This is a genomic window from Cylindrospermum sp. FACHB-282, from assembly GCF_014697195.1.
In the GTDB taxonomy this organism is placed as follows: domain Bacteria; phylum Cyanobacteriota; class Cyanobacteriia; order Cyanobacteriales; family Nostocaceae; genus Cylindrospermum.
The window spans coordinates 1-24,725 of sequence record NZ_JACJRJ010000041.1 but is presented as its reverse complement, the minus strand read 5'-3'; the positions used below and the strand labels follow the sequence as shown (position 1 = coordinate 24,725).

At 42.6% G+C, this 24,725-nt stretch carries 19 protein-coding genes; 2 read left to right on the top strand and 17 right to left on the bottom strand.

The genetic code is table 11. The features are described 5' to 3' along the window. Positions 1-7: 7 nt before the first annotated feature. The 9 genes from H6G32_RS19490 to nfi form a co-directional block, all read right to left on the bottom strand. Complete coding sequence (locus H6G32_RS19490) at positions 8-2,200, bottom strand: cation:proton antiporter (protein WP_190461220.1); 2,193 nt, start codon at positions 2,198-2,200, stop codon at positions 8-10. Between the two features lie 576 nt (positions 2,201-2,776). After that, a complete protein-coding gene (locus H6G32_RS19485) occupies positions 2,777-3,370 on the bottom strand; it encodes a cation:proton antiporter domain-containing protein (RefSeq protein WP_309232611.1) in 594 nt (197 codons plus the stop codon). Positions 3,371-3,779: 409 nt separating this feature from the next. Beyond that, a complete protein-coding gene (locus tag H6G32_RS19480) occupies positions 3,780-4,214 on the bottom strand; it encodes a hypothetical protein (protein WP_190461218.1) in 435 nt (144 codons plus the stop codon). A gap of 277 nt (positions 4,215-4,491) precedes the next feature. Continuing rightward, complete coding sequence (locus H6G32_RS19475; RefSeq protein WP_190461217.1) at positions 4,492-5,214, bottom strand: GDSL-type esterase/lipase family protein; 723 nt, start codon at positions 5,212-5,214, stop codon at positions 4,492-4,494. Between the two features lie 292 nt (positions 5,215-5,506). After that, a complete protein-coding gene (locus tag H6G32_RS19470) occupies positions 5,507-6,178 on the bottom strand; it encodes a Coq4 family protein (protein ID WP_190461215.1) in 672 nt (223 codons plus the stop codon). Positions 6,179-6,305: 127 nt separating this feature from the next. Next, entirely contained in the window at positions 6,306-8,165 is a 1,860-nt protein-coding gene (locus H6G32_RS19465) for an alpha-amylase family glycosyl hydrolase (RefSeq protein ID WP_190461213.1), read from the bottom strand. A 333-nt stretch (positions 8,166-8,498) separates the two neighbouring features. Continuing rightward, positions 8,499-10,454, bottom strand: coding sequence for an FHA domain-containing protein (locus H6G32_RS19460; RefSeq protein WP_190461210.1), 1,956 nt, complete (start codon positions 10,452-10,454; stop codon positions 8,499-8,501). Positions 10,455-10,558: 104 nt separating this feature from the next. Next, complete coding sequence (locus H6G32_RS19455; protein ID WP_190461208.1) at positions 10,559-11,131, bottom strand: FHA domain-containing protein; 573 nt, start codon at positions 11,129-11,131, stop codon at positions 10,559-10,561. A 109-nt stretch (positions 11,132-11,240) separates the two neighbouring features. After that, positions 11,241-11,906 carry a deoxyribonuclease V gene (gene nfi / locus H6G32_RS19450; RefSeq protein ID WP_190461206.1) on the bottom strand — a complete coding sequence of 222 codons (666 nt, stop codon included), beginning with the start codon at positions 11,904-11,906 and terminating at the stop codon, positions 11,241-11,243. Between the two features lie 542 nt (positions 11,907-12,448). On the opposite strand from nfi, the gene H6G32_RS19445 reads away from it, so the two are divergent. Further along, positions 12,449-13,621: a hypothetical protein gene (locus H6G32_RS19445; RefSeq protein ID WP_190461204.1), complete on the top strand. Its 1,173-nt coding sequence runs from the start codon at positions 12,449-12,451 to the stop codon at positions 13,619-13,621. Positions 13,622-13,843: 222 nt separating this feature from the next. On the opposite strand, the gene H6G32_RS19440 is transcribed toward H6G32_RS19445, so the two are convergent. The 8 genes from H6G32_RS19440 to purC all read right to left on the bottom strand — a co-directional run bounded on the left by H6G32_RS19440 (position 13,844) and on the right by purC (position 23,513). Continuing rightward, positions 13,844-14,635, bottom strand: a complete 792-nt coding sequence (locus tag H6G32_RS19440) for an endonuclease (RefSeq protein WP_190461203.1) — start codon at positions 14,633-14,635, stop codon at positions 13,844-13,846. Then, positions 14,628-15,953, bottom strand: coding sequence for a DNA cytosine methyltransferase (locus tag H6G32_RS19435; protein ID WP_190461201.1), 1,326 nt, complete (start codon positions 15,951-15,953; stop codon positions 14,628-14,630). The genes H6G32_RS19440 and H6G32_RS19435 overlap by 8 nt, the downstream gene beginning before the upstream one ends. Positions 15,954-16,010: 57 nt before the next feature. After that, complete coding sequence (gene lpxB, locus H6G32_RS19430; RefSeq protein ID WP_190461199.1) at positions 16,011-17,171, bottom strand: lipid-A-disaccharide synthase; 1,161 nt, start codon at positions 17,169-17,171, stop codon at positions 16,011-16,013. A 75-nt stretch (positions 17,172-17,246) separates the two neighbouring features. Continuing rightward, positions 17,247-18,065: an acyl-ACP--UDP-N-acetylglucosamine O-acyltransferase gene (gene lpxA / locus H6G32_RS19425; protein WP_190461197.1), complete on the bottom strand. Its 819-nt coding sequence runs from the start codon at positions 18,063-18,065 to the stop codon at positions 17,247-17,249. Between the two features lie 246 nt (positions 18,066-18,311). Next, positions 18,312-18,839 (bottom strand): 3-hydroxyacyl-ACP dehydratase FabZ, encoded by a 528-nt coding sequence (gene fabZ, locus H6G32_RS19420; protein ID WP_190461195.1) that lies wholly within the window; start codon positions 18,837-18,839, stop codon positions 18,312-18,314. A gap of 80 nt (positions 18,840-18,919) precedes the next feature. Next, positions 18,920-19,771, bottom strand: coding sequence for a UDP-3-O-acyl-N-acetylglucosamine deacetylase (gene lpxC / locus H6G32_RS19415; protein WP_190461193.1), 852 nt, complete (start codon positions 19,769-19,771; stop codon positions 18,920-18,922). A 390-nt stretch (positions 19,772-20,161) separates the two neighbouring features. After that, positions 20,162-22,603, bottom strand: a complete 2,442-nt coding sequence (locus tag H6G32_RS19410) for a BamA/TamA family outer membrane protein (protein ID WP_190461191.1) — start codon at positions 22,601-22,603, stop codon at positions 20,162-20,164. A gap of 172 nt (positions 22,604-22,775) precedes the next feature. Beyond that, a complete protein-coding gene (gene purC, locus H6G32_RS19405; RefSeq protein ID WP_190461189.1) occupies positions 22,776-23,513 on the bottom strand; it encodes a phosphoribosylaminoimidazolesuccinocarboxamide synthase in 738 nt (245 codons plus the stop codon). Positions 23,514-24,278: 765 nt separating this feature from the next. On the opposite strand from purC, the gene H6G32_RS19400 reads away from it, so the two are divergent. Next, on the top strand, positions 24,279-24,542 hold the full coding sequence (locus H6G32_RS19400; RefSeq protein ID WP_190461187.1) for a DUF7219 family protein: 264 nt from the start codon (positions 24,279-24,281) through the stop codon (positions 24,540-24,542). The last annotated feature ends 183 nt before the right edge of the window (positions 24,543-24,725 follow it).

Here is a 24,725-nt window from a genome sequence, read left to right as displayed (position 1 = left end):
TTTTTACCTATCTAATGGCTGGACTTTGAGGGTTAACTTCAGAAAGTACAGAAGCAAGATGAGAGGTAACTTGACTGTAGCGGCGGGTAATCAGCAGTGAAGAGCGACATTGGATGGCGAGTTCGTCTGTGTATCGTCCCAGGGTTTGACGCTCGATACCCCAAGCGCGGCTAGTACCTGCAATAGTGAGGTCAACCTTTTCTGAAGCGGCGACTACGGCTTGAATTGGCTCTGGGGCTTCAATGGTCTTGATCTCGATGCGATCGCTTACACTTTTGGGCAATTGCCCCATCATCGTGTGCAGTTCATAACTCAATTCGTCTTTGACTTGGTTTTCTGACACCACCTGTAAAATCTGCAACATACAAGTATCACGATTGATCAGCAGTCTCAGAGCCAGAATTAGCGCCAAATCATCATGAATATTTGCAGAGTAGGGAACCAACAAGTTTTCTAATCGCTCTCCTCCTCTGTCAACAAACACCGCCACATCCACTGGTGCAGTAGAGAGAATTTGACCGACTCTTCCACCTAAGCGATTAGTACTAAAAGCTGGACGGTGCCATCCCACTAAAATTAAATCAGCTTGCTCATCTTTGGCTATCTGTGCTGTTTCCCTAGCGACATTGCTCGATATCCGCACGATAGGATGCACATGAGAGCGTGTTGTTGGTGGTTCTAAAGTATTAATCACTTCTTCAAGCTGTTGGTGACGCTGGGTAATTAATCGGTCAACCTCAATGGGGGTACTCTCAAAGCCATAGTCTTCTTCAAATTCAATCAGGCTGAGAGGATTAACAATGGTGGGTTGTCGGTAGTTGAGAGAGATAGCTACTGCCAACTGTAGCAACCCTTTTTGCGTACTGGGATTAGCAACTGGTACTAAAATCCGGTAAGGACAAACGTAAGATTCACCACCAGCAGTGACCTCTGTAACCGTTTCTGCTTCCAAATCTGGTTCTACTACATCTAACCTGATCAGCTTTTTCGGATATGTCCATTCCAGCAGTGGTGAGGTCATAAATGTGGTGACTAATGCCATGATTACCAGCATGGTAAACAGTAAGGGTGAAATTACTCCTAACTCCAAACCAATATTGAGTACGATCAACTCAGTCAAACCACGAGTATTCATTAACCAACCGAGTGCAGAGGCTTCCCGTTTATTAACGCCACCAACACGTGCTGCTACATAAGTACCAATATACTTGCCTGCGATCGCCACTCCCAACACCAATGCACACAACAGCCATAACTCAGGACGGTTCAGCAAGCCGATTTGCGTCCGCAATCCACTGTAGGCAAAGAAGATGGGTAGCAGAAATATCAGGACAAAATCTTCAGTTTTGATCGCCAATTCCCTCACTAAATCTGCGTTCTTGGGCATAGCTGCGCCCAGTAAAAATGCCCCAAAAATTAGGTGAATGCCAATTAGTTCGGTGATTAAGGCAGAAGCAACCACTGCCATATAAATAAGAGCAAGAACAAATTGGCTCAAGCGTCCAGTGCGACGGTAGTAGGTAGCAAGACGTTTGAGGAACCAGCGCCCTACAGTGAACATAAAGCCGATATAGACCAAGCTTTCGAGAATGGTGAGGATAGCTTGTTGATCGATGCTACCATTCCGAGCTACAGCGATCGCAATTGCTAACAAGCACCAAGCCGTGACATCATCTACAGCTGCACAAGTTAACGCCAATGTCCCCAAGCGTGTCCCTTGCAAATTATTTTCCGTAATAATTCTTGCTAGCACCGGAAAAGCTGTAATCGACATCGCCGCCCCCAAAAATAGGGCAAAGGCGGTAAACGAGACAGTACCGTTAGAAACCAGAGGATAAAGCACTACCGCTAGCAGCGTTCCTAAGGAAAAGGGCACCAAAATACTGACGTGAGAAGTCAAAATTGCTATTTCTAACTGCCCACCGAGATATTTTGGATTTAGCTCTAGCCCAATGAGAAACATGAAAAATATCAGTCCCACCTGAGACAAAACATTGAGATAAGGAATAGTTTCTGGTGGAAACAGGGTAACTGCGGCATGGGGAGCAATTAAACCAAATAAAGATGGGCCAAGCATAATCCCGGCAACAATCTCACCAATTACCAATGGTTGCTTAATTGAGCGGAATGCTAGCCCTACTAGCCGTGACAGTCCAATAACAATCAGCACCTCAACCAGGACAAGAATAACTATGTGCATGGTTTCCTCTAAAGCGACTACCCAGGTTATCTAAGATGATCCTTTAAATAACTGGAAAATATTAAGTTTGTTAAACACACCCTAGGTTCATTTGCACTCCGTTGTGATGTTAATTGTTGTTAGGTCTAATATCAACAGTAAAAAATTAATTGTTATTAATTTAATAGCTTACGGTAAAAGAAGTTAAAAACTAGCAATCTCAAGTAATCTCAAGATAAACAGACGATAAGTCTTAAATTTTAGATTTGTAGTAGTGGCGTTTAAACGATAATACAAGTAAATTGTTAACAAAAACAAAACTCTAAGTATATTGTTCTGCCAAAATGCTAGGTAATGAGCAGCAAACGATTAACAACTCAATCATCTGATTAAATTTGCTTAGAGGATGTTTTAAAAGTATTGGGCGAATATAATTCGCTACTACACAAACGAAGTCCACCTCCGTGGACTAATGAAAAATTAAGGGTTTTTAACCCACGTTCGCGTAGCGTTCCGCAGGAAAGGTGGGTTTTGTCTGTGTAGCCGCGATTTCTAATCGCCCTGGGGAGTATGAATTTAGACTTTTAAAACATCCTCTTAAGCAGAAAATTTTGCGTAACTTGTACCTTGTAACAATAAGGCAACTAGCGGTGATGCCATGAGTGTAGTAATGATGGCCATAATAACCATGATAGTGAATAAAGTTGGAGTAATTATACCTTGTTCAAGACCAATATTGAGGATGATTAACTCCATCAAACCACGAGCATTCATCAAAGCGCCAATAGTTGCAGATTCACGCCAATTTTCCCCCGCAAATTTTGCTGCCAACATACAAGCGATACCTTTACCGAAAATTGCGATCGCTACAATTAAGATAGTAATTCTCCACAAAGTCGGTGTGTTGACCAATCCAATTTGAGTATTGAGTCCAGAGAACACAAAAAATATTGGTAGTAAAAATGCAGTAGTTAAATACTCAGTGCGTTCCTGTATTTGTTGGGCAAATTCACCCCGTGGCATTGCTGTACCTAAAATAAACGCCCCAAACACTGCATAGATGCCTATTGCATCAGTAAGCCAAGAACCCAACATCAAAACAATCAAAACTAAAGTTAGGGTTTGAACTGTTACACCACCGTCACGATTTGTTATTCGAGTGAAGATAGTAAGGGCAGGACGTCTATTCACATTTTATTTAAGATCGCTATAGTAATTTTAAGTCAAGAGAACACAAAAGAATAATAAGAATAGCTAAAATTATACAATTGGGAAATTTAACACCTAAAATTTTACTAGAATGTTCAAAATATATAAAGACAAATTAATGCTTTTAGACTTTTTATTAGCAAAGAAAGAGTCAAATACTGATTCCTCTACAATCGGGGTTGAAATCCCAGTCAAAAAAGTCTTCAATTTTTAATTGTTTAACAGTTCAATTAAGGCTAATATATTGACCATGAATATTAAGGAGATAGGGGATTATTTGACAGTCCTAACTCTAAAATGAGGGTGAGTTCATGCTTCCACGCTTTTGACGCTGACTTACTGCCGAAAATGATTTTAGCTAGGGTTACTATTGAGTTTCTAGTTTTAGGTATTACAACCACTCACCACCCCGAAAACGCCAACGGGGAAATATAATTCGCATGAGACTTTGTGAAGTGATAAAAACTGCTAGCCAGACGACGCTGTAGTGCAGCATAAAAGCTCCTAGTGAGAGTTCATCTTTGGGTACAGGTATTGGTAAAAAGCCAAAAAGTTTGATGCCGCAAAAGATAAATACTAATTCCCAAATGCCAGCAAACAGTTGATAAACTGCGGGCCAGTCTCTGTCCCAGCGGAATTTTTGCAGATAGTCATAAAGCGCATCCCAGCCCAAACCAAAGATGGCGACATAAGCAAGTATCCAAAAATAAACTGAGTTAGCACCAGGGCCAATCAAACCAGTTGCAAAGGGTAAAGATACTAATACACCGACAGTTGCAAGTAGTAATAATCGAGTTTGCCAGCGACCAAATAAAGTTGGAGTCATGGGAGTGCTGAGTAAATAACAAGAGCGGAATTAGAATTTCTATCAAGGAGGTGTCGAGCTTAGAGGATGTTTTAAAAGTCTTGGGCGAATATAATAGAGCCTCCGGCTCCCGTCAGGGATACGCTACTACACTGGCATTGTCCACCGACTTGGTCTAAGGAAAAATCAACATTTTTAACCCGCGCAGGCGGACTTCTCCTCCGGGAAGACGCAAAGCGTCTTGTCTGTGTAGCCGCGACTTCTAGTCGCTAGGGCTTAAGAATCTGATGACTTAGCACTATGGTTTTAGCTGGTAATCAAATTTAGCATGGTAGGTGGCGATCGCTTGCCAATTGATTACGTCCTCGAACAAAGCTTGATAGCCTAGGGTATTGGGGTGAAGACCATCATCGCTCAAACGTTTGCGCTGCCAAGCTTGACCGCGTTTCATCCATTGATCGAAAATATCCAGATAGGGTATCTGCCTTTTGTTGCAAGCAATTCGAGTTGCTTCTTTGTAGCGGTACTGATCAGCATGATTGAAGTGGAAGCAATCGAGAAAAGGCATTTTAGCTTCATCTACGGGTACCATGCCTACAAATAGCACGGGACAGAGTTGCTGCGCTTGTTCTAGTAGAGAAGCCATTTCTGATTCAAACATAGCAAAATCGGTGTGGTTTCTGCCATTTCCACGAGCTAACCGGGCTGAATCATTAACGCCGACTGACAAAATAATCAAGTCAGGGACACGGTTTCGCAGTTCACCCCGATGGCGAAATTCTACCTCTAGCCTTTGAGCGACTTGCTGGGTGCGATCGCCCCGCACTCCTAGATTATAAAGCACATGACCGGAACTATCCGGCAACATCCACCACCGTCGCAATTGCTCAACCCAGCCCCCTTTTTCAGGGTCGCCAAATCCATATACTAAGCTATCTCCCAGGGCAATAATTTTCAAAGGCTGACATTGGTTTGGTCGTATAGACAGCTGCATTGAGGAAGAAGCTAAGAAAGTTTGCATTTTATAAAGACTATATTTTATATCTTTACAATATTCTATACATTTCTATACCATAGTTTTTATGTAATTTCCAGCCTACCTAATAATAGTTCTTCCTCAAATAGCATTGCTCTCAGCAACTGGCAGAAAACAGAATTGGTGTTGACGACTGATTCAGAAATTTTCTGGCAGTTTCAGAGTAACTAACTCTATCTTCCACCATTTACTGGAGAATTTTTTATTTAGTCTTGTGGGAAGATGCTGCTAAATAATTCATTTTCTGTTTGAACAAAACCATTTTAAAAAACCAGTTTTACTCCATCGAATTCAATCCTAAATGGGCACGAATTTCCACAACTTTTACGTCCCACATTTTATCCCATTTTTGAGCTATAAATTTACCTGGAGTATGAGAACCCAGTCGATAACCACGAGCTATTTCATGCATTAAATCCTGGAATTTAGTCGGTTGATAAAGACTAACTATCACCATGCCAAAACTCACAAGCATGACACTAATAGGAATTGGAGTTTGAGCCAAGAAAAAAGCTTGTAACCCAATTTCACCAATTGCATTAGTATCAAATCCAGCGACGACATGGTAAATGTCATGGGTGGATCTCCAAAGCATTTTGAGATAAGAAATGTCATCAACGACAGGAACTTTTTTGTAGAAGTAGGGATCGAAGCCTCTAGCTTTCATTTCCCTGGCATAAACATTACCTAAAGTTCCCTCTGGAAGCTTGCCTAAATCATCAAGATTGAAAGCAGCAGGGAGCCAGCGTTCTGTAAATAAGGCGTTGACTTCAGGAATTTTTTTCAACGCATCAACAGCTAGCTGCGCCATCTCTGTTTGATCAAGTGCATCCTCGAAATCAAAGACTGGATCAGTATTACCTTCTCCAAGTTTCAGTGCCCTAGATACCAGAAACTGAATATAAGCGAGGAGTCCTTTATCGTTGTTGTAATTAATTACGTTGTTCATAGTGATTTTCTCTTTTAAAAGATAGATCATTAATTCAAATGTCGAGACATTAAAACTCTTGCAAGAATACTATTTAGCCTAAGCTGCTAGTTATGTAGATGTAGAGTCTCTAAATTTCCCTGATTTACTACACTAAAATCGCCATTCCAGAGGGAGGTAAATCAATTCTCACAGATGCCCGACTATCATTGTGATGTTGCACAGATACAATTTGATTTTCTGGTGGATAACGTAATTCTGTATGATTCCAATCACCTTTGTACAAAAAAGTCATTGTTGAGCCGTTGGGATGGATGAAAGTATCTACTGTCACTTCTGCACCCCGGTTTTCTAAGCCGTGAGTGTTGAGTACCATTAAAACTTCTGTATCAAATAAAATCTGTGACCAAGCAACCAATTCTCCTTGTCCGGGAATCGAGAATGGGTAGTTACAAAAGGATGTTTCGCGCAGGTAGTGATGTCCACGGCGCAGAGCTTTGCCAATTTTATCTTGATTGTTGCGAAGACGAGCGATCGCAGAAATCCGCAAATAGGTAGGATGATCTGGATTGAAAAAATGACAGCCTGCCGTTTGAAAGGCACCAAAAGCGCCGCCGAACATAGCTTCTCTGATGTATCTATCTACAGCAAAACGACCACCTTCTACGTTGTAGTCGTGATTACCTTCATTGCCATCAAAAGCCTGTTCTGTCCCATAATATATAGCAGGAATTCCCGGCATAGTTAATTGCACGCCGACAACATGGGCGACCTGTTGATAGAGGTTAGGGACATTGCTATGGGCGGCAAACCGCTGCTTGCTGGGACGGGATATCATATCATGGTCATCCAAAACGGAGACATGATACAGCCCTATTTGCCGATATTGGCCTGCAAGATTATTTTCGCCATACAAATCGAAAAACTCTTTGGGATGTACTAATCCCTTCACCATTGCCCCCAATTTATTAGGAGCATGCATAATGTCTAGTATGGCGCTAAGGTTACGACCAATAATGTCAATGTATGGGCCCGCCATGCTATCGGAAGTTATCTCTCCTGTCAGTAAGAAATTTTCCTTCCCGATAGATTGGGCATATTCGCGAATTGCAGTACAGAATTGACGGGAATCTTGAGGAGAAACCTGCTTTATTGCATCCATCCCCAAGCCATCGCAGTCAGAGAGAGCAATCCAATACTGATAAACTTTTGCTAAAGCTGCAATTACTTCATTTTTATCTAGGTTCAGGTCTTTGAGATCATAGAAGTCGCCACGCCGAAATTCTGCATAGGCGCTGAGAACATCTTCCCAATATGAAAATTCCCAGCTGGCAATTTCTCCAGAACGGGAGTACCAGTTGAGATTTTGAAATTCCTCTGGCCAAACGCCATCGACGAGAGTGGTGATTTCGGGGATGCTTTCGCCTGTGCTAGAACGCCAACCATGAACAGGATAGGGAGGCCATTGGCGGTAAGGCATGGTGTCTCTGGGACTGCCATTGTTTTCGTCCCTGTAGAACCAGTTATTGCCACTACGGTTGTAGACTACACCTAAGATGACATACATGCTGCGATCGTGGGCAGCATCGATCAAATCTCTTAAATCTTGGCGAGTCCCAAAACGGGGGTCAATATCCAAAAAATTTTGAATGCCGTAGCCGTGGTAAGTTTCTAGTTCCGGGCGTTGTCGCCAAGGTGGGTTAATCGAGAGTGTTGTTACTCCCAGGCGGTGCAAGTAGTCCAGTTTACTTTTAATTCCCCTGAGAGTGCCACCTACAAACTTTGTGCCTGCTGCCATCCAGTCAGCTTTGTCTTTAACCTTGTATCTTAAAGGGTTGGTGGGGTCAAAGAGTTCCCGTTCAGCTTCATTACCGTCACTAAATCTATCCGGTATTAGCTGGTACAAAAATTGATCTCGCCAACTGACAGGACTCAGTTGAACTCTCCCTCGCGGTTTTAGGTCTGCTTCGGAGAGTTTTTCAGGTGCAAATTCTTCAACTTTAGCCATGAGGATTTATGCACTGATGAAAAAACTAGAATATGCTCTATTTTTGAAGCAACTAATTCCTATTTTCATGAATCCGCAGAGGGATTTAGTTAAACAACCTGACAGACAGAAGAGGCAGGGGGCAGGGGGAGGATTCATGAGATTCCCCTACCAAAAGGGTTTCAATCGCCTAAATTTATTTATGGGGTTTTCCCCCCTGCTAAGAGATCCCTGCCCCTTTTCCTCTTCGCTAACAGGCTTTCGGGCCTCTTCTACGGGATGATTTATAGCGATTTTCTAGGGGTTCCGAGAGTATGGCAATGAAGCGAGAAGCGCTATATTTTTTGGAGTTCTCTAGGGTGACTGATTTAACGCCCACTTCAACCACTGCCTAAAGGAACTTATAGCACTCAAACGCTGAACTCCTGGCGCACGGGCGGTGGCGAGTCCATCGACGGCGACTAGGGCGGCGTACTGCAAGCCGAGGAAACTATCAACGGCTGCATAGGGGCCACCGAGGGTAATTGCCCCAGCTGCGTACATCTGCCCTTTGCCACTACGCATTTCTACCAGTTCAAAATTGTTCGCTACTACTAACCGCCCTAGATAATTCAGCGGTAGGCTGTAATGCTTGACTAAGTCTTCTAGTAGGGGACTGGCATTTACTTTGGCATCTAGTCCGGTGGCGTCAATAATAAAGTCAGCGGCTAGCTTCATTTCCCCAAAGCCTTTTTCTTGGATACTGGTAATTGTGCGGTTTTGGCCATCTTGTTCTACGTCTAACACTTCACCAAAGGCAATTTGATACCAGCCTTCTTTTAAACCTTGTTCGGTGATGCGCTGCCAGTCTTGACGATCTGCTGTGGTTGTACCGCCCCAGTCTGCTAGTAAGCTTTTGCGTTCTTCGGGAGTTGCTTTTTCTAACATAGCCCGGAGTTCACCACCCCAACAGGCTTTTGGCCAGTTAAAGGGTTGAAATTCGTAATGATTTTTGACTAGACGTGTTGCTGTTTGAAATTTGTTGCCTTGGGGTTTAGGCGATCGCATTAAATGCAAAACTGTAATCTGGCGATTTTGCTGTCTGGCCTGATAAATCCGCTGAAAAATCCGCGAAGCCACAATTCCCCGGCCCCGAATCAATACAGTTCCACCCTGTTGCTCCAACTGTTGATAAACATGATCGTGTGCTTCATAAGCATTGACGACAGACTTAAAATCTTGATATTTTTCGCGATAAGCCTGCAAATCTGGAAGAAATTGAATTGCTGGATACCCAGGAGACAAATGTAAATAACGAGTAACAACAAAAGCATGATTTCCGCCTCCTTGACGAGAATAGGCTACACAATACCTACCATCATCAGTTTTGCGAATTGACCTAACTCGCCCATAACGATAAATTTGATTCCAGCCAATGCGCTGGGCCTCTCGATCTAAAGAATCAAAGACGTTAGCCGCACGGGGTGTATAAGTTTCTATAAAAGTTGGTTCAGAAAATACTTGCCACAAATACTTAGATGCTGAGTTTATCTGACCTTTGGTGAAATCACGCCAAGATTCCCGCAAGGCATAGCTAGGCCAGCCCCAAATATTATCAGGACAAGAGTCAGAATTAGAGCGCAATCTTTCCTGTAAGGGAATTTGCGAATTTAGACAAAGGCGTTTATAACGTGCGTAGGGTTCCGCTTCTAATCCCAAAGCCAAAATTTTGTCAGGACGGACGCCACTAATTCGCAGCAAATCAACCCAGACAAAACTACCAAGTCCCGCCCCAATTGCTAGATAATCAAATTCATCAACTGGTAAGCCTGTAGCATGAAGCGCTTGTACAGAGACATTTTCCGCCTGAAATGCTGGTGGGGGAAAATTGCTACCTAGAGGCGTTACCGGACGGGCTAGCGGTAAACTGGGGTCTGGGAGATTAGTATTTGGGTTAAACTGAATTTCTGAACGGTTGCTGATGATTTGGGCGGTGACGTTGATACCAAAGGTCACCGTGATTATGTAGGGGCCAATTTGTAACGTATCGCCATTAGCTAAAATACTGCGCGTTTGCCGTTGACCATTGACAATTACACCATTAACGCTAGCTTGGTCAATCACTACCGGTTGGTTTTGTTCCCAGTCAATTAAGGCATGATAGCGAGAGACTTCGTTACTATTCAGCAGCATCCGCGAAACACGCTGCCCCCTGAGTTCAGCAGGTAATCGGGCGAATTCTCGACCAAATGCGATCGGTACGCTCAAATTTGGTTCTCGCCGTTCTCCGGTTGCTGGATCTTCCCAACTTAATTTAATTTGGTTAGTCATTCGCTGCGCTCTAATTCAAAATTCAAAATTCAAAATTCAAAATGAAGAATCCAATTTTTGACTTTTACATTTTGAATTTTGAATTGATTTGTTTTCCCATGTCCCTAATTACTGGGTGCTACCAGTACACTTACTGCTGCTGCTAAAGATGTACCACACCAAGGACAGCCTACTTGCAGATTTTCAGCGGGGGAAACTTTATGGCATCGAGGACACTCTAATCCATAAACGCCTCGCGGATGTGTTGGGGATGACTGTTGATGGTGGTGATGTCCTAAATTTGCCTGTGGTTTGGGCTGTGCAACGGGTAGTGGCAATGGTGCCAAAATTGTTGCCGGAATGCTGTTGATGATCACAGTAGTAACATAGAGTTTCATTTGTCCCAAATAGATCATGCTGCCCTCAGTCAAAGGCATTTCACCTTGGACTAGTTGCTTTCCATCTACAAGGGGGGGATTTGGCGATCGCAAATTTCTAATATAAAAGCGTTGCTGCTGGCTGTGAAAAAAAATTTCCACGTGCAGACCCGATACAGTTGGATTAGTCACAACAATATCGCACTGTCGTGGATCACGACCAATACGCACAGTACCAGGATTTTTACTTGGCTGTTGTTCGTAAATATTCTGTGTTTTATTTTGACCTGCATCTTGCCACTGTAAAGTTAGTGCGTTCATTGTTCTAACTTAGGTAAATCGTATTTAGCTACTTCAACTCCTTTCTGTGCGATTCCTAACACGATTGAGTTGTAGCAAGCAAGTCTTGAGAAGAAACTTCAATAAATCATTATCTCGCCGAGGCTAATTTATCAGCAATACGCGTAGTTTCTGGCAGGCGATATTTTAGTGTGCAGCGCAATACGTAATCAATCGCCGTCGGTAAGCTGATTCGATGACCACTGGAGACATACACAGGTTTAACCCCCGTCCGCGTCCGTAGAACTGCCCCTATCTTTTCACCGTGATGTATCAATGGCTGCCAACTACCTTTCTTGTCTGGTAATTCCTCATGCTTGCCAATGAGCAACGATTTTGCTACGCCAATGGTCGGCATATCCAGCAGCAATCCTAAATGGCAAGCTATCCCAAATCTCCGGGGGTGAGCGATTCCCTGACCATCACACAGGATGATATTTGGTGTAATTTTAATCTTTTCTAGGGCATCGAGAACAGCGGGGATTTCCCGAAAAGAGAGGAAACCAGGAATGTAAGGAAAAGTTGTGGGACGATATGCTAGGCTTGTCTCCACCAACTGCAAATCGGGAAAACTCAGCACCGCTACAGCAGCACGGCTAATCGTACCATCTTCGAGAAAACCCATATCCACACCCGCAACATACTGGACAGGTTCTTTTAGTTGGTCTGTAGTGATTACCTGTGTTTGCAGGCTTTCTTGGATAGCTATGGCTTCCTCTAGTGTCGAGGGCCAAGCATGATGCTGATAAATTTTCATGTTTAAAGCAGGAATTAAAAAATTTTCGGTTCCGAAATCGGTTCTAGTAACGGTGTAGCTACAGATATCTTTAATTCTAAAGATAATGTAACCCTTTGCTAACAGGCAAATGCCAAATTTATTGATAATTTGCCCAACATTAGCAATCAGTTAACCACAACTTACTTACAAAAACATAAATATGCGTAACAGTAATCCTGAAAATTTAGCCAGTGCCGAAAAGAAAAACTACTTTTTGGTAACGTACAATGGGCGATACTTTTCAATTTACCCCTGCTAAAGCAGTCCTAAATTAATTGTAAATATTCTTCTTTCTTCTCTCTGTGTACTCTGCGGTTCCTTAACCAAGCAATTTCCCTGAATGAAAATATGATTATTATATATGATATGTGAACAGTTCAGTAATTTTACTTACTTGTTTCAAACTTGTAATTATATTTTAAATAAATCACCTAAAAAATTATCGAAATATTACTTAGTGCTTTAAGAGGACAATTCTGAGAATATAAGACTTAGTTCTCAGTTTTTATCTTTCACTGATTATGACCAAGCCAAATAGTTTGGAAGCTACTAAGCAAAAAATACAAAAGTTCCATTGGCCTGCATGGTTCCCATACCCTAGTTCTTGGTTTAGGGCAGCTATCCTAATTCCTTTAGCCTTTCCAGGTGCGGGTTTGATATTCTTTGGATTTACAGGAGTCATTGTATCAGCTATCGCAAATAGCCCTTTATTATTAATATTTTCTATTCTATTTGGCTTATTAATACCAACAATTTTCTTGTCATTTATTTACCATATTTTCTGGTTTATTTGGAAGAAAAACGAATCAAATAAACGTTTATGTTTGCCCAAATGGATACCCCATTCAAGTAGCTTATGGGAAGGGTTTTATGCCACAGTTGTCATAGGATTGTCCTTTATATTAATCCTAACTATTTTTTCGGAATTAGCATTTGTAGATTGCAAATCACTCTATCAAACAGGAGATGTAATAAGTGGATGTGCTGGACGCATGACTGGACGTGCTGCAAAGGTGGTTTTTAGTAGCATTGAAAATAATGATTTCGTAAACAGACCTTGGTTTATAATTTGGACTATTATTACTGTATATCTTTATCAGGGTGAATATATTTTTAGGAAAAAACTTATACCAAAGCTGAAATTGATGCTTCAAAAATATCAAGGTAAACATAAAATTTATATTAGTAATGCCACAGATTTAGAACTTGATCAATTGCGTGCTGATATGGGTTTAACTCAAATCAAAAAGGGAAAATCGCAGTTAACAGAACTGGTAGCGGTATCTGAGCAAAATTCACGAAATTATCTTAAGATTAAGTTAAATAAAAAATTGCTCCTCATCCTTGTAACTCCCTTAGTTGCTGTCGGCATCTACTTGTTTTCGCAATTACTAAATATTCAAAAAAATATACCTCTTGCTGTCATTTCTCAGCCTCAATCAGCACCTTCTACATTAACGCAAACTGATAATTTTCGAGAGGCTGTGAATCAAGCAATCATTGCAGCGAACCTCACCCAATCAGCAAAATCTAAAACTGAATGGAATAATATTGTCAATGGGTGGAAAAGAGCCATTGAACTAATGAAAAATGTACCAGCTTCTAGTTCTAATTATGCACTAGCCCAACAAAAAATTCTAGAGTATCAGCGAAATCTCAGCTATGCTGAGAAAAATGCCCTAGTATGGAAATAATCTAGCTTCTAGGGGGCTTTGCATCATCTTAACCCACCACTAAACGAGAAAAAAATGTGCTATTTCTTGATGAAATATGCTCACTCTGCATAATCTTGTTGTCATGGGGTGATAAATAAATTATGGATGCCCTCGTTGAAAGAAGTGGATACCCCCTAACAACAGGGGGTTTTTACTAAAAACAGGCAAATTTTATAAAAACAAAGAATTCAAGCTAATTTTCTATTCATAATTTCTATAATTTTTTAAATCTGCTTCAGAAATTTGCTCTGCTGGAACCAGGTTAAAATGTTTCTCTTGCACAATTTTTACTTCACCTTCTTCTATTGCTAATTCAAACATAGCAATTAGATTTTTTTCCATAAATTGTGCTGATATGGAACGACAAATTAGATCAGGAAATTTTTCAGTACAGTAACCAATATCTTGTTTTGTCTGAACAACACCAATTTGATCATTACCTGCTTTAGCTTGAACAGGGATTATAAATTGCACACCATTACTATTTATGGCTACATAAATTTCATCTATTTCTATTTGACCAACTCCTGTCACTGTAGTTCTTAAGTGATTTTGTAAAGAGTATGCTGTAATGCCTAAAAATATATCAATTAATCTGTTGTAACGTATTTTAGTTAAAAGTGCCTGTTCATCACCTGACATATACTTATCAATTATTTCAGGACTTGCATCAGGAATTTTAATTTTTATTAGATTTTTATTAGGGATAATTCGATTCATTTGTACCAGCCGAAAACTATAATTACTACTACCTTTTGACTCTATAATCCATTCCATGCCTTCAGGTACTTTATCTGTTATAGCTTTAGGTAGTGGTCTTCTATAACGAAAACAATAGAGAAGATCACCAAGGTTTTTAGGGGGTTGAATACCTAGCTGATTAGCTATTTCTGGAAGCTCATCGCGGTTAAATTCAAAGTTATCCAAATTAGGTTGATAATAACGGTTGAAAATTCCAGTGATAATTGCGTTATATATTCCTTCTTTACTCATTAATGCTTACCTGTTGATGCTGATGGTTTTGTTTAATACTTGGCTGTCTTATTCGGGGTGCAATTACATGGGGATTTACACCAAAACATTTAGCTGCTTCTGACATACCAAATTTCAGAAAACTACTATTTCCTAAATCTTGTGTAGCTATAGGTTTATGTGGAATAATATCTAGAGATTTGAGAATCTCTGATGCTACTGCTTTAGCTAAAAGGGGTGGAACAGAGTTTCCTATTTGGCGGAAACCATGCCATTTTGTTACATGGAATCTGAACCAGTCAGGATAAGAATGTAAGCGTGCAGCTTCCCTGACGGTGATACATCTTGGTGTATGTGGATGTATTGGTCTAGGAGAAGTGTATGCTCCTCTATTACTAGCAGTTCCCGCTCTTAGTGTATTGCATATACCTTCAGGGTCAAGTTTATAGAAACGACTTATTGATTCTGTTTTACCATGTGGGGTAGACTCGAACCTTTTGACGGATTCTAGAGAATGTTTTGTTCTTAAACTTGATGTGAGCATTGTAGAATCATATCTACGTTGATATGAATAGTTATTGTCTGTAGTGCAAAAATCACGGAGCTTTTTGGCGTAATCACTGGGTTTTCCAAAATCTGCAAATACCCAATCTTGTTTATAGAGTTCTAGATAATCTTCTACTTCAGGAAGGTCTTTAATAGCATCCCAGACTGTGGGAGTTGATGGAAGTTGATTAGGCGTAAATGATTTATTTGATTTTGCTATTTTCGTTATAGGATTTGGATAATTTGATAGTTGCTGATCATGGCGGCAACCGATTAAAAATAATCTCTCACGATTCTGTGGAACTCCATATTCAGCAGCATTTAACACCTGATAAGTGCTATGTGATTTATAACCATTTTGCTCAAAGATATTGAGGATTTCTGCTATAAATGCTTTATGCTTTCCTATGGTCATTCCTTTGACATTTTCCAAAACAAATGTCTTTGGTTGTAATTCCAAAACTAACCTAATAAAATGAAAAACTAGAGAGTTTCTGGGGTCATCAAAAGAGCGTTTACCTATTAATGAAAAACCTTGGCATGGTGGGCCACCAAATACTACATCAATGTCACTATTACCAATCTTAGACTTATTCCTAATTTCTACCCCTGTTGTCTCCTCAACGCTTTTACACAAAACTGTCCAAAAGGGAAAATTAAATTCGTGAATTGCACAATGAATTGGATCTATTTCTACAGATGCAAGCACATCAAAACCGGCTTGTTCAAAGCCCAGGGTCATTCCACCTGCACCCGCGAACAAATCAACTGCAATCGGCCGTTGTTTTTTCATATTTCTAAACTAATTCTCAATTGTAACGAATCACCCGCAACTGCAAAGTTGAAACTTCTAAACTGGTAGCATTTGCAGAATTTCTTGGGCGGCGCGATCGCATACTCCTACTTCTCCCAAACACTGCCGCATTTCCTGATAATCTGCCAAAGTTTGCGCTCTACGACTGGGATTGAGTAACAATTCCATCACCGCTTGGGTAATATTTTCTGGTGTGGCTTGCTCTTGTAAGAACTCTGGCACAATCGGCTTCATCAGTACTAAATTGGGTGGTGAGGCGAAGGGAATAGAACCTTTGAGAATTTTACGGGCAAGCCAAGCAGTAATTGGGCTGAGGCGGTAAACAACAACTTGGGGCACATTGAACAGAGCTAGTTCTAAGTTAACAGTACCAGATTTAGTAATGGCGAAATCAACGGCGGCAAAAACTTCTTGTTGTTGAGCTAATATCACAGTAGCTCGTAGGCCGTAATGCTTGATTGCCGCTTCAATTGGCTGTCTGTAGATTTCTAAAGATAGAGGAATCCAAAAATGAACTTCAGGTAATTTACTTTGAATAGTTTGGGCGGCTTGGAAAATTACTGGTAATAAATATTTTATTTCTTGGTGGCGAGAAGCGGGCAAAAGTGCGATCGCCATTTGGTCTGGCTCAATTCCCAATTTAGCGCGGGCGGATGTACGACTGGGAGCCTTCTCCATCCGGTCTACAAGAGGATGTCCCACCCAACTAACTTTAGCGCCATTTTTTTGATAATAACGGGCTTCTTCCGGAAAGATGGCCAACAGCTTGTCGGTAAAATTGACAATCCGCGTGGTGTTATCCACATTCATCGACCACACCCACTCTTGGGGAGCGATGTAATAAACTACAGGCACTTGGGGCAAATGCCGGCGCATATAGTTACCAATACCGATATTTGGCCCCATATAGTCAATTAGTACCACCAAATCAGGGGGATTTTGCTTCAGGGATGCGATCGCCACTCGTTGTACCTGGAGAGTCGGCAAAACATAAGGTAGGGATTCAATCAGACCCATTGAACCAATACCACTAGTATGGCCCAGAATAGTTGCCCCGGCCTCTGCCATTTTGTCACCACCCAGAGCCACAATTTCTAACTCCAATCCAGCAACTACAGCTTGACGCTGTAGTGCTGTAATTAGTAGCGACCCTTGCAAATCGCCAGAAACTTCGCCAGTACTGATAAATATCCGCATTTACTCACAGAAAATAGGGCATAAGAACTAGGTAACGACGAATGAAGAATCGCAAATTAATTCATCATTCATCAGTCAAGATTCATAACTTACACCCTTTTTCCCCTTTCCGGGAACCAAACCACGCCTTCCTGGCATTTGAGAAAGTAGCAAAAAGCGACGTAGATGCTGCAATTCTGCGGTATCCCCTAGCTGTTCCAGTTCTTCCAAGGCTTCCTTAAAAGTTAAGTTAGAGCGGTAGAGGATGCGGAAAGCTTTTTTCAGGATTTGGAAGTCTCCTGAGTTCATACCAGAGCGTTTGAGTCCCACTAAGTTGAGGGTTCGTATCAGCGCTGGATTTCCCTCCACTAGCATATATGGGGGTACATCTCGGTCAATGCGAGCCATACCTCCCACCATTGCCATACCACCGATATGCACAAATTGATGCACACCTAAAACCCCACTCAGCCTAGCGCGTGACTCTATGTGAACATGACCCGCCAACGCCACAGAGTTGGCAATCACCACAGAGTCCTCAATCACACAGTTATGACCCACATGGACATAAGCCATCAGCAAGTTACCATTACCAATTACAGTCGCTTCACCGCCCCCGGTGGCGCGGTTAATGGTAACGTACTCACGAATCAAATTATTGTTACCAATTTTGACCCAGGTTGGTTCTCCCACATATTTTAGATCCTGGGGTTCCATGCCGATAGCTGCTCCCGGAAAAATCTGATTTCGCGCCCCAATCTCACACGGTCCTTCTAGCACGACATGGGCACCAATTACAGTTTCAGAGCCGACTTTGACATGCGCTCCAATCACAGCATAGGCACCGATTTGCACTGTTGGGTGGACTTCCGAGTTAGGATGAATTACAGCAGTTGGATGAATAAGCGTCTTCAAGGGTGAATCTCCAGAACTGTCTTGAGGAACCAGCGCCGCCCTCATGGCGTGAGTTAAGGCAACTGGCGTTGCTGTGTATTAAATATTCAGTGTCCGAAAGTGTCGGGCAAAGTAAGTGAGCGTGTGAGGGCGTCGAAAATCAATAAATTATCAAATGCTACTATGGCTTGTTGATTTTGCTGCCAGCTTTTGGCAAAAATCAGTTAGGGCACTTCACGGTTATGCCCACACCATGCAAGCAAATTATTAGCTAACTAGAGAAAACATGAGTTCGCCTTCAGCAGCTAGTTGACCATCAACTTCTGCCATAGCTCGAATTTTACTGAAACGACGTTGTTTTATCCACAACAGTTCCACGGTCATCACTAGCTGATCTCCTGGTACTACTTGGCGACGGAAACGGACTTTATCGATCCCAGCAAAAACGAATAGTCCGCTTTCAGCAGTGGGTATTTGTTTCATGACAATACCCCCGACTTGTGCCATCGCTTCGACAATTAGCACTCCTGGCATTAATGGGCGTCCTGGAAAATGCCCTTGAAAATGGGGTTCATTGAATGTAACATTTTTAATGCCCACTGCTCGTTTACCGGGTACGTAGTCAATAACTCGGTCTACAAGTAAAAAAGGGTAACGGTGGGGTAAGATCTGCTGAATTTCTTCAGATGTAAAAGTCGTTTTAATCTCAGATATAGGCGTATTTTCATTATTTTCCTGAAGTGTCGTAGATGCTGGTATGGTCTCGTCGATGGAATTAGCAGTGGAAATTGACATTGGTAGTGTAGTTGATTTGCAATCTGGAAATTAAGTAGGCTGGCAGTTGCCATATTGAATTCGAGGTTTTAGATTGGGATCTACAATCTCAAATCTAAAATTTTCTTGGCTAGTTGAATGTGTAAATTGTGACTAGCCTTATACATGATGAAATGAGCTAGGGGAAAATTTCCCAATAAACTCAAATCTCCTACTAAATCCAAGATTTTATGACGTACTGGCTCATTTGCAAATCTTAATGGCGGATTTAACCAACCTTCAGTTCCACAAATGAGTGCATTATCCAAGCTGCCACCTTTAATTAATCCTGATTGTTGCAGATATTCAATTTGGTGCAGCAACCCAAAAGTACGGGCGGGAGCAATTTCCGCAGCAAAGCTAGTAGAGGTATTTTCTAAATCCCTAGCTATTGACCAACTATGCCATTGATTACCAATAGCGGATAACTCAAAGTCAATGCCATAGCTAAAGCGGGTTTCTGGTGCTGGGAGGGCGCAGGCAAAAGCATCACCTTGATAAACCCATAAGGGCTGCTCAATAGCCAGAGGTACCTTGTTGGCAGTAACTGGTTGTGATACTAAGCCAACTTGGGCGATGCTGACTGTCCACACCATTGCCGAACCATCTAAAAGCGGCACTTCTGGCCCATCGATTTCAATGCGGGCGTTATCTACACCCATCCCCACCAGGGCCGCCAATAAATGCTCCACCGTACGAACGCATATCTCACCTTCACCCAACTGAGTTGATAGAACAGTCTGACTAACCGCCGCGACTTGGGCGGGAATAATTGGCAAGTCTGGCAAATCCACCCGCACAAAGTAGCGTCCACTTCCCACCTCAGCGGGTAGTATCCTTACGTGGGTACTCACACCGCTATGCAGTCCCACGCCTGTTTGGGTGATTTCCCCAGCTAGGGTGTGCTGTTGCATAGGTGGAAATTCAAGATATTCAGGTTAGTATTGTTCATGTTCAGTTTTTGGTAAAAACCCTGATCTACCCCTAAAAATGTCACTAATCCCTTTATGGGTATAGTATTAGGGCAAAAGTAAAAATTAGCAAGCCAATAGGAAAATAGATTCATCAAAAGTCAAGAGTACTTAGCTTAGGGGACTCTTTACTGGGGACAAGGATGATCATGGAGAATTATTGATCTCCAATCACTAATGCCTAAGCCTCAATCCCTAGTACCACGGGTATGGCTAGAGCTTTGGCGGAGCGTCTCGTTCGCGGAGCGTCTCGTTGGCGGAGCGTCTCGTTCGCGGAGCGTCTCGAAGAGAAGAGAAGAGAAGAGAAGAGAAGCGCTCTAACTTATCACTAACTTAAAACCTTTCACCAATACCAAAATTAATGCGGCTGTCGCCATCGTCGTTGAGTCCATAGTCTATGCGAATTGGCCCAAGTGGGGACTGTATACGCACACCTAAACCATAGCCGTAGCCACTGCCGCTTTTGTTCAGCACCTGGGCTGTTTTGGTAGTGGTTCCCAGGTCACTACCAAAATCAAAAAACAGTGCGCCGCTGACTACGGAGAAGACAGGGAAGCGATACTCAACAGATGCTTGGACATAACTGCGTCCACTGCCTAATCCTCCTTCTTCATAGCCCCGGACAGAATTGCTACCACCAATAGTGAAGGCTTCGTAGGGAGGTAAATCACCGAGGACAGTGCCCCCTTGCAAGTTAAATGCTAGGGTTTGTGGTTTTTTGCCGAGAAATTTTACGGGGAAATATTGGCTGTAGTTACCCCGTAATCTAGTGAGGAGAATATTACCTGTTCCTATGGGCACGGACTGATCGACTCCCAAGCGGAGGTAAGAACCGCCGGTTGGTTGCAAGGGGTTGTTACGGCGATCGCGCTGTGCGCCAAATTGGAATAGTAGCAAATCATCTTCACCTTTTCCCGATTGGCTCAGGGGAATGAGTTCTCCAGGTACTCCATTTGTGAAGACTGTCCCATCTTTTCTGATATTGCCATCGGCATCACGGGTTGAAACTCGTTGATACTGCAAGCCTGCTGAAGCTGTCCATTCAGATTCTTTGTAGGGATTGGCGGAAAGGGGACGGGTAAAGGTGATACCACCACCGAGCCGGGTAATACGGGGGCGATCGCCTTCGGTTTCACCTACTTTATAAGTCTCAATGTCATTATCTTTACCATCAAAAATCAAAGAAATTGAACGGCGGCGGAAAACATTGGCTGTATAAGAAGTCCGGTATGGGTCTCCCGCTATCCATGGATCTGTAAACCGGAGGTCAAACAGTAGTTCCCGTTGTCCCACTTGTACCTCGGCTCCCAGTTTTTGGTTTCTTCCCCCTAAGTTTTGCTGCTGATAGCTCACAGTACCAAACAGTCCACTAGAAGAACTAATCCCTGCCCCTGCGGCGATAGAGCCGCTGCTGCGTTCAGCCACATTCACTACTACATCCACCTTGCTGGGGTCAGTACCAGGATCGAGAGAGACATTCACATCTTCAAACAGTCCTAGTCCAAATACCCGCTGTAAGTCTTTTTGTACTAGGTTGCGGTTGAATACTTGTCCTGGTTTTAACTCCAATTCACGCTTAATAATATACTCCCGCGTCTGACCACGAATCGCTTGTCCCTTGTCGTCTGTCTCCTGACCTTCTTTATTGCGGAACCGGACTTTAATGTTCTCCACTACCCCTTCTGCTACTTTGAGGGTAACAACTCCATTCTCTGCGACTTGCGGTGCGCCAATCACGTTGGCCAGCACATAACCTTGGTCTTGATACCGTTTGGTTAACTGCTTGACCCCTTCCTGCAAGTCACGCAAGTTGAGGATTTTGCCATACTGCTCGCGAAAGATTTCATCTACAGTATTGGCAGGGAGTACGGAGGTAACGCCAGTGCCTGGATTTGCCTGCACCTCTACCTTTGTGAGTACTGGGTTAGGCTGTACAACAAAGCTCACCCGCACGCCCAAGGGAGTATCTTCTGGCACTGCTTGGACGTTGGCAAAAAAGCCTGTACCAAAGATGGCATTAATATCTTCTTGTAGTTGAGAGCGAGTTGTCGTCTGTCCTGGTTGGGTACGAATTACTTTGTAGACTTGGTCTTCAAGTTCCGTTGGGATTTGCCCAGTTTCGGATTTGACTAATACTTCCGACACCAGTACGCGGGGTTCAGCTGCTTCGGGAGTCCCTGGGAAGACAGGTTGAGCTGTTGGTGGATTGATTTCCTCTGGAGTGGGATTGGTTTGAGACTCTGGGGGAGGCGTTGGTTGAGGGGTGGAGTTTGGGGTGCTTTGTGGAATTTGTGCAGTTTTTGCCGCGATTACATCCTTTGGGGTGATGGGGGCGATCGCATTTGGGAGGATGACATCTGCTGTTGTTAATACTGCGGCCTTGGCATTTGGGGTGATGGGGGCGATCGCATTTGGGAGGATGACATCTGCTGTTGTTAATACTGCGGCCTTGGCATTTGGGGTGATGGGGGCGATCGCATTTGGGAGGATGACATCTGCTGTTGTTAGTGCTGCGGCCTTGGCTGTTAAGACTTGGACTACTGGGGACTGGTGAGGCTGTGTCTCCAGAAGTACTTCAGTTGGCTTGGGGTGAGATTCTCCACTTTCACTAGAGTCTCTTTGAGCAATATCTGTTTCCTGCTGCTGATTTATTCCTAATGTCAAAACCTCTTTTGTCTGCTTTACACTGTTAGCGGTTTGTGCATTTGCGCTCAGAGAGCCGCCCAAAGGGGTTGCAATGGCTACCGCTACTATCCATCCGGGAGATAAACGCATTTTATTTATATTCCTCTTCACTACCACACACCATTACAAGGCAATCATGCTCTCAGGCAAAAGATAAAAGTAAACACATAGTTTCTTACTTTTGCCTTTTTACTTTACAAGGCGTCAGCCAAAAGGCAAAATTCACAAGAAATCCTTTTTACTTTTTATAGTTTTTACCTGTTTAATTTGTAGCTTCTACTACTTTTAACACTCGTTGTAATACCTCCTGGTAGGCATTCTCTACATTGCCTAGATCACGGCGGAATCGGTCTTTGTCCATTACCCGGCGGTTAGGGTCTTCTTCGGCTATGTCCCATAGACGGCAAGTGTCGGGGCTAATTTCATCTGCTAACAGCACCTGTTGTTGTGAGTCCACACCAAATTCTAGTTTGAAGTCTACTAGGGTAATGCCGCACTGCTGCCAAAAGCCGATGAGAAAATCGTTGATTTGCAATGCAAGATGGGTAATGGTGTCAACTTGTTCCGCAGTGGCTAGTGCCATCAGCAGCAGGCGATCGCGTGTCAGTAGAGGATCTCCCAAGAGATCGTTTTTGTAATAAAACTCTACTAAAGGCGGTTGGAGCAGGGTACCCAGTGGCAGCCCTGTCTGCTGACAGAGACTACCAGCGGCAATATTTCTGACAACCACTTCTAACGGCAAAATCTTCACCGCCCTCACCCGCATTTGATTTGGGGCTGGGCTATCAATAAAGTGAGTCTTGATGCCGTGAGCTTCTAACTGTTGAAACAGCTTGCTGGAAATGCTACAGTTGATAATGCCCTTTTCCTTGATACTGCCACGTTTTTGGGCGTTAAATGCAGTGGCATCGTCTTTGAAATCAGCCAACAAGACTTCGGGATCGTCCGTTGTGTAGAGAATTTTCGCTTTGCCTTCGTATAGCTTGGAATTAACAGACATGGTGACTGGTATTGTCCTAGTCGATGGGCAGATTTTGTCGTTTCCGGCTTAACCATTTTATAAGAGATGGCGGGAAGTGCAAAATCCTTAAATAACTAGCCTCGTATCTGCCGCGTTTTATTAGTAATAATTAATACTAATTAAACATTTAGCAGCGGTCAAGGGTGATGTTCTTTGCCGCTGGTTAAATTTTGCATAAAACTACATTTTTTCACAGTTAATTTTGTCAAGGTTTGATCGGCATCAAATTTTTATTCCGAAAAAGGTATCTATTAATACTTTTTAGCTGGCGTTATCAGGTGAAGTTGATTAAAATCCAAATTTCCTCAATCATGGAATAAGATCAAATATGTTGGTAACTTAGATAATAGTGAAGTAACATATTTTGTAAATTTGGCATAAACTTTCTTTGCAAAGCTTGCTGTTCAATAATTTTAAGCTTTATTATCTTTTGCCAAAATCAGAATCAACCTAATTACCCCATCACCAAGTCGCCAAGGGAGTGGAACCGCTTGATTAATCCTGATCTGACAAAAAAGCGATGACGGACAATCAACAGTAATTGATCGAGGTTTAAATGCCTCTATCAATTTGAGCCAGTGTGTTGCTCTGGTTTCCAGAGTTGTAGCAACTAGTCTGCAACAGGCGGTAATTTCTACCGTGTCACGCTGTGGAATGGATAGCGCCGACGCTTCCAGCTTTAAGCAAGAAAAAAATGTTAGCTCTGGATAGCATTTTTGGAATGGTTGAATAAATGGAGAAAAAATGGTGAGCAAAGACGATTTTCTCTATCCTCGTGGTCGCTACTATGGTCATATAAAGCCAGAGAACTTGGTTTTTAATGCCAATCTACAGGAATTCGCCCAGCGAGTCAGCTACATCTGCAATTTAGAAACGGGTGGAAAACTGCCGCCAGATCAAGCTTATAAAGAAATAAAAGCCCTATGGAAGCAATTAAAACGCACGAAAAAGCAACTTAAAATTGGTGAAGACCCCTTTCAAGCTGATACCCCTGAGGCTGAAGGCTGAAGTGGGAAAAGCTAGGGTTAATTAACAAAAGAATTACCAACTCGAAAATAAATCAATTTGAATTTTACCTTTTAACGTAACGCGAAAGTCCCCACCTTGCGAGTACGCTCTTATGTGGGGATGAATAGCGGGAAATTGCGAAAACCTCTCAAATGTTTTTGAACGTAGTTCAAACAGTGCGGA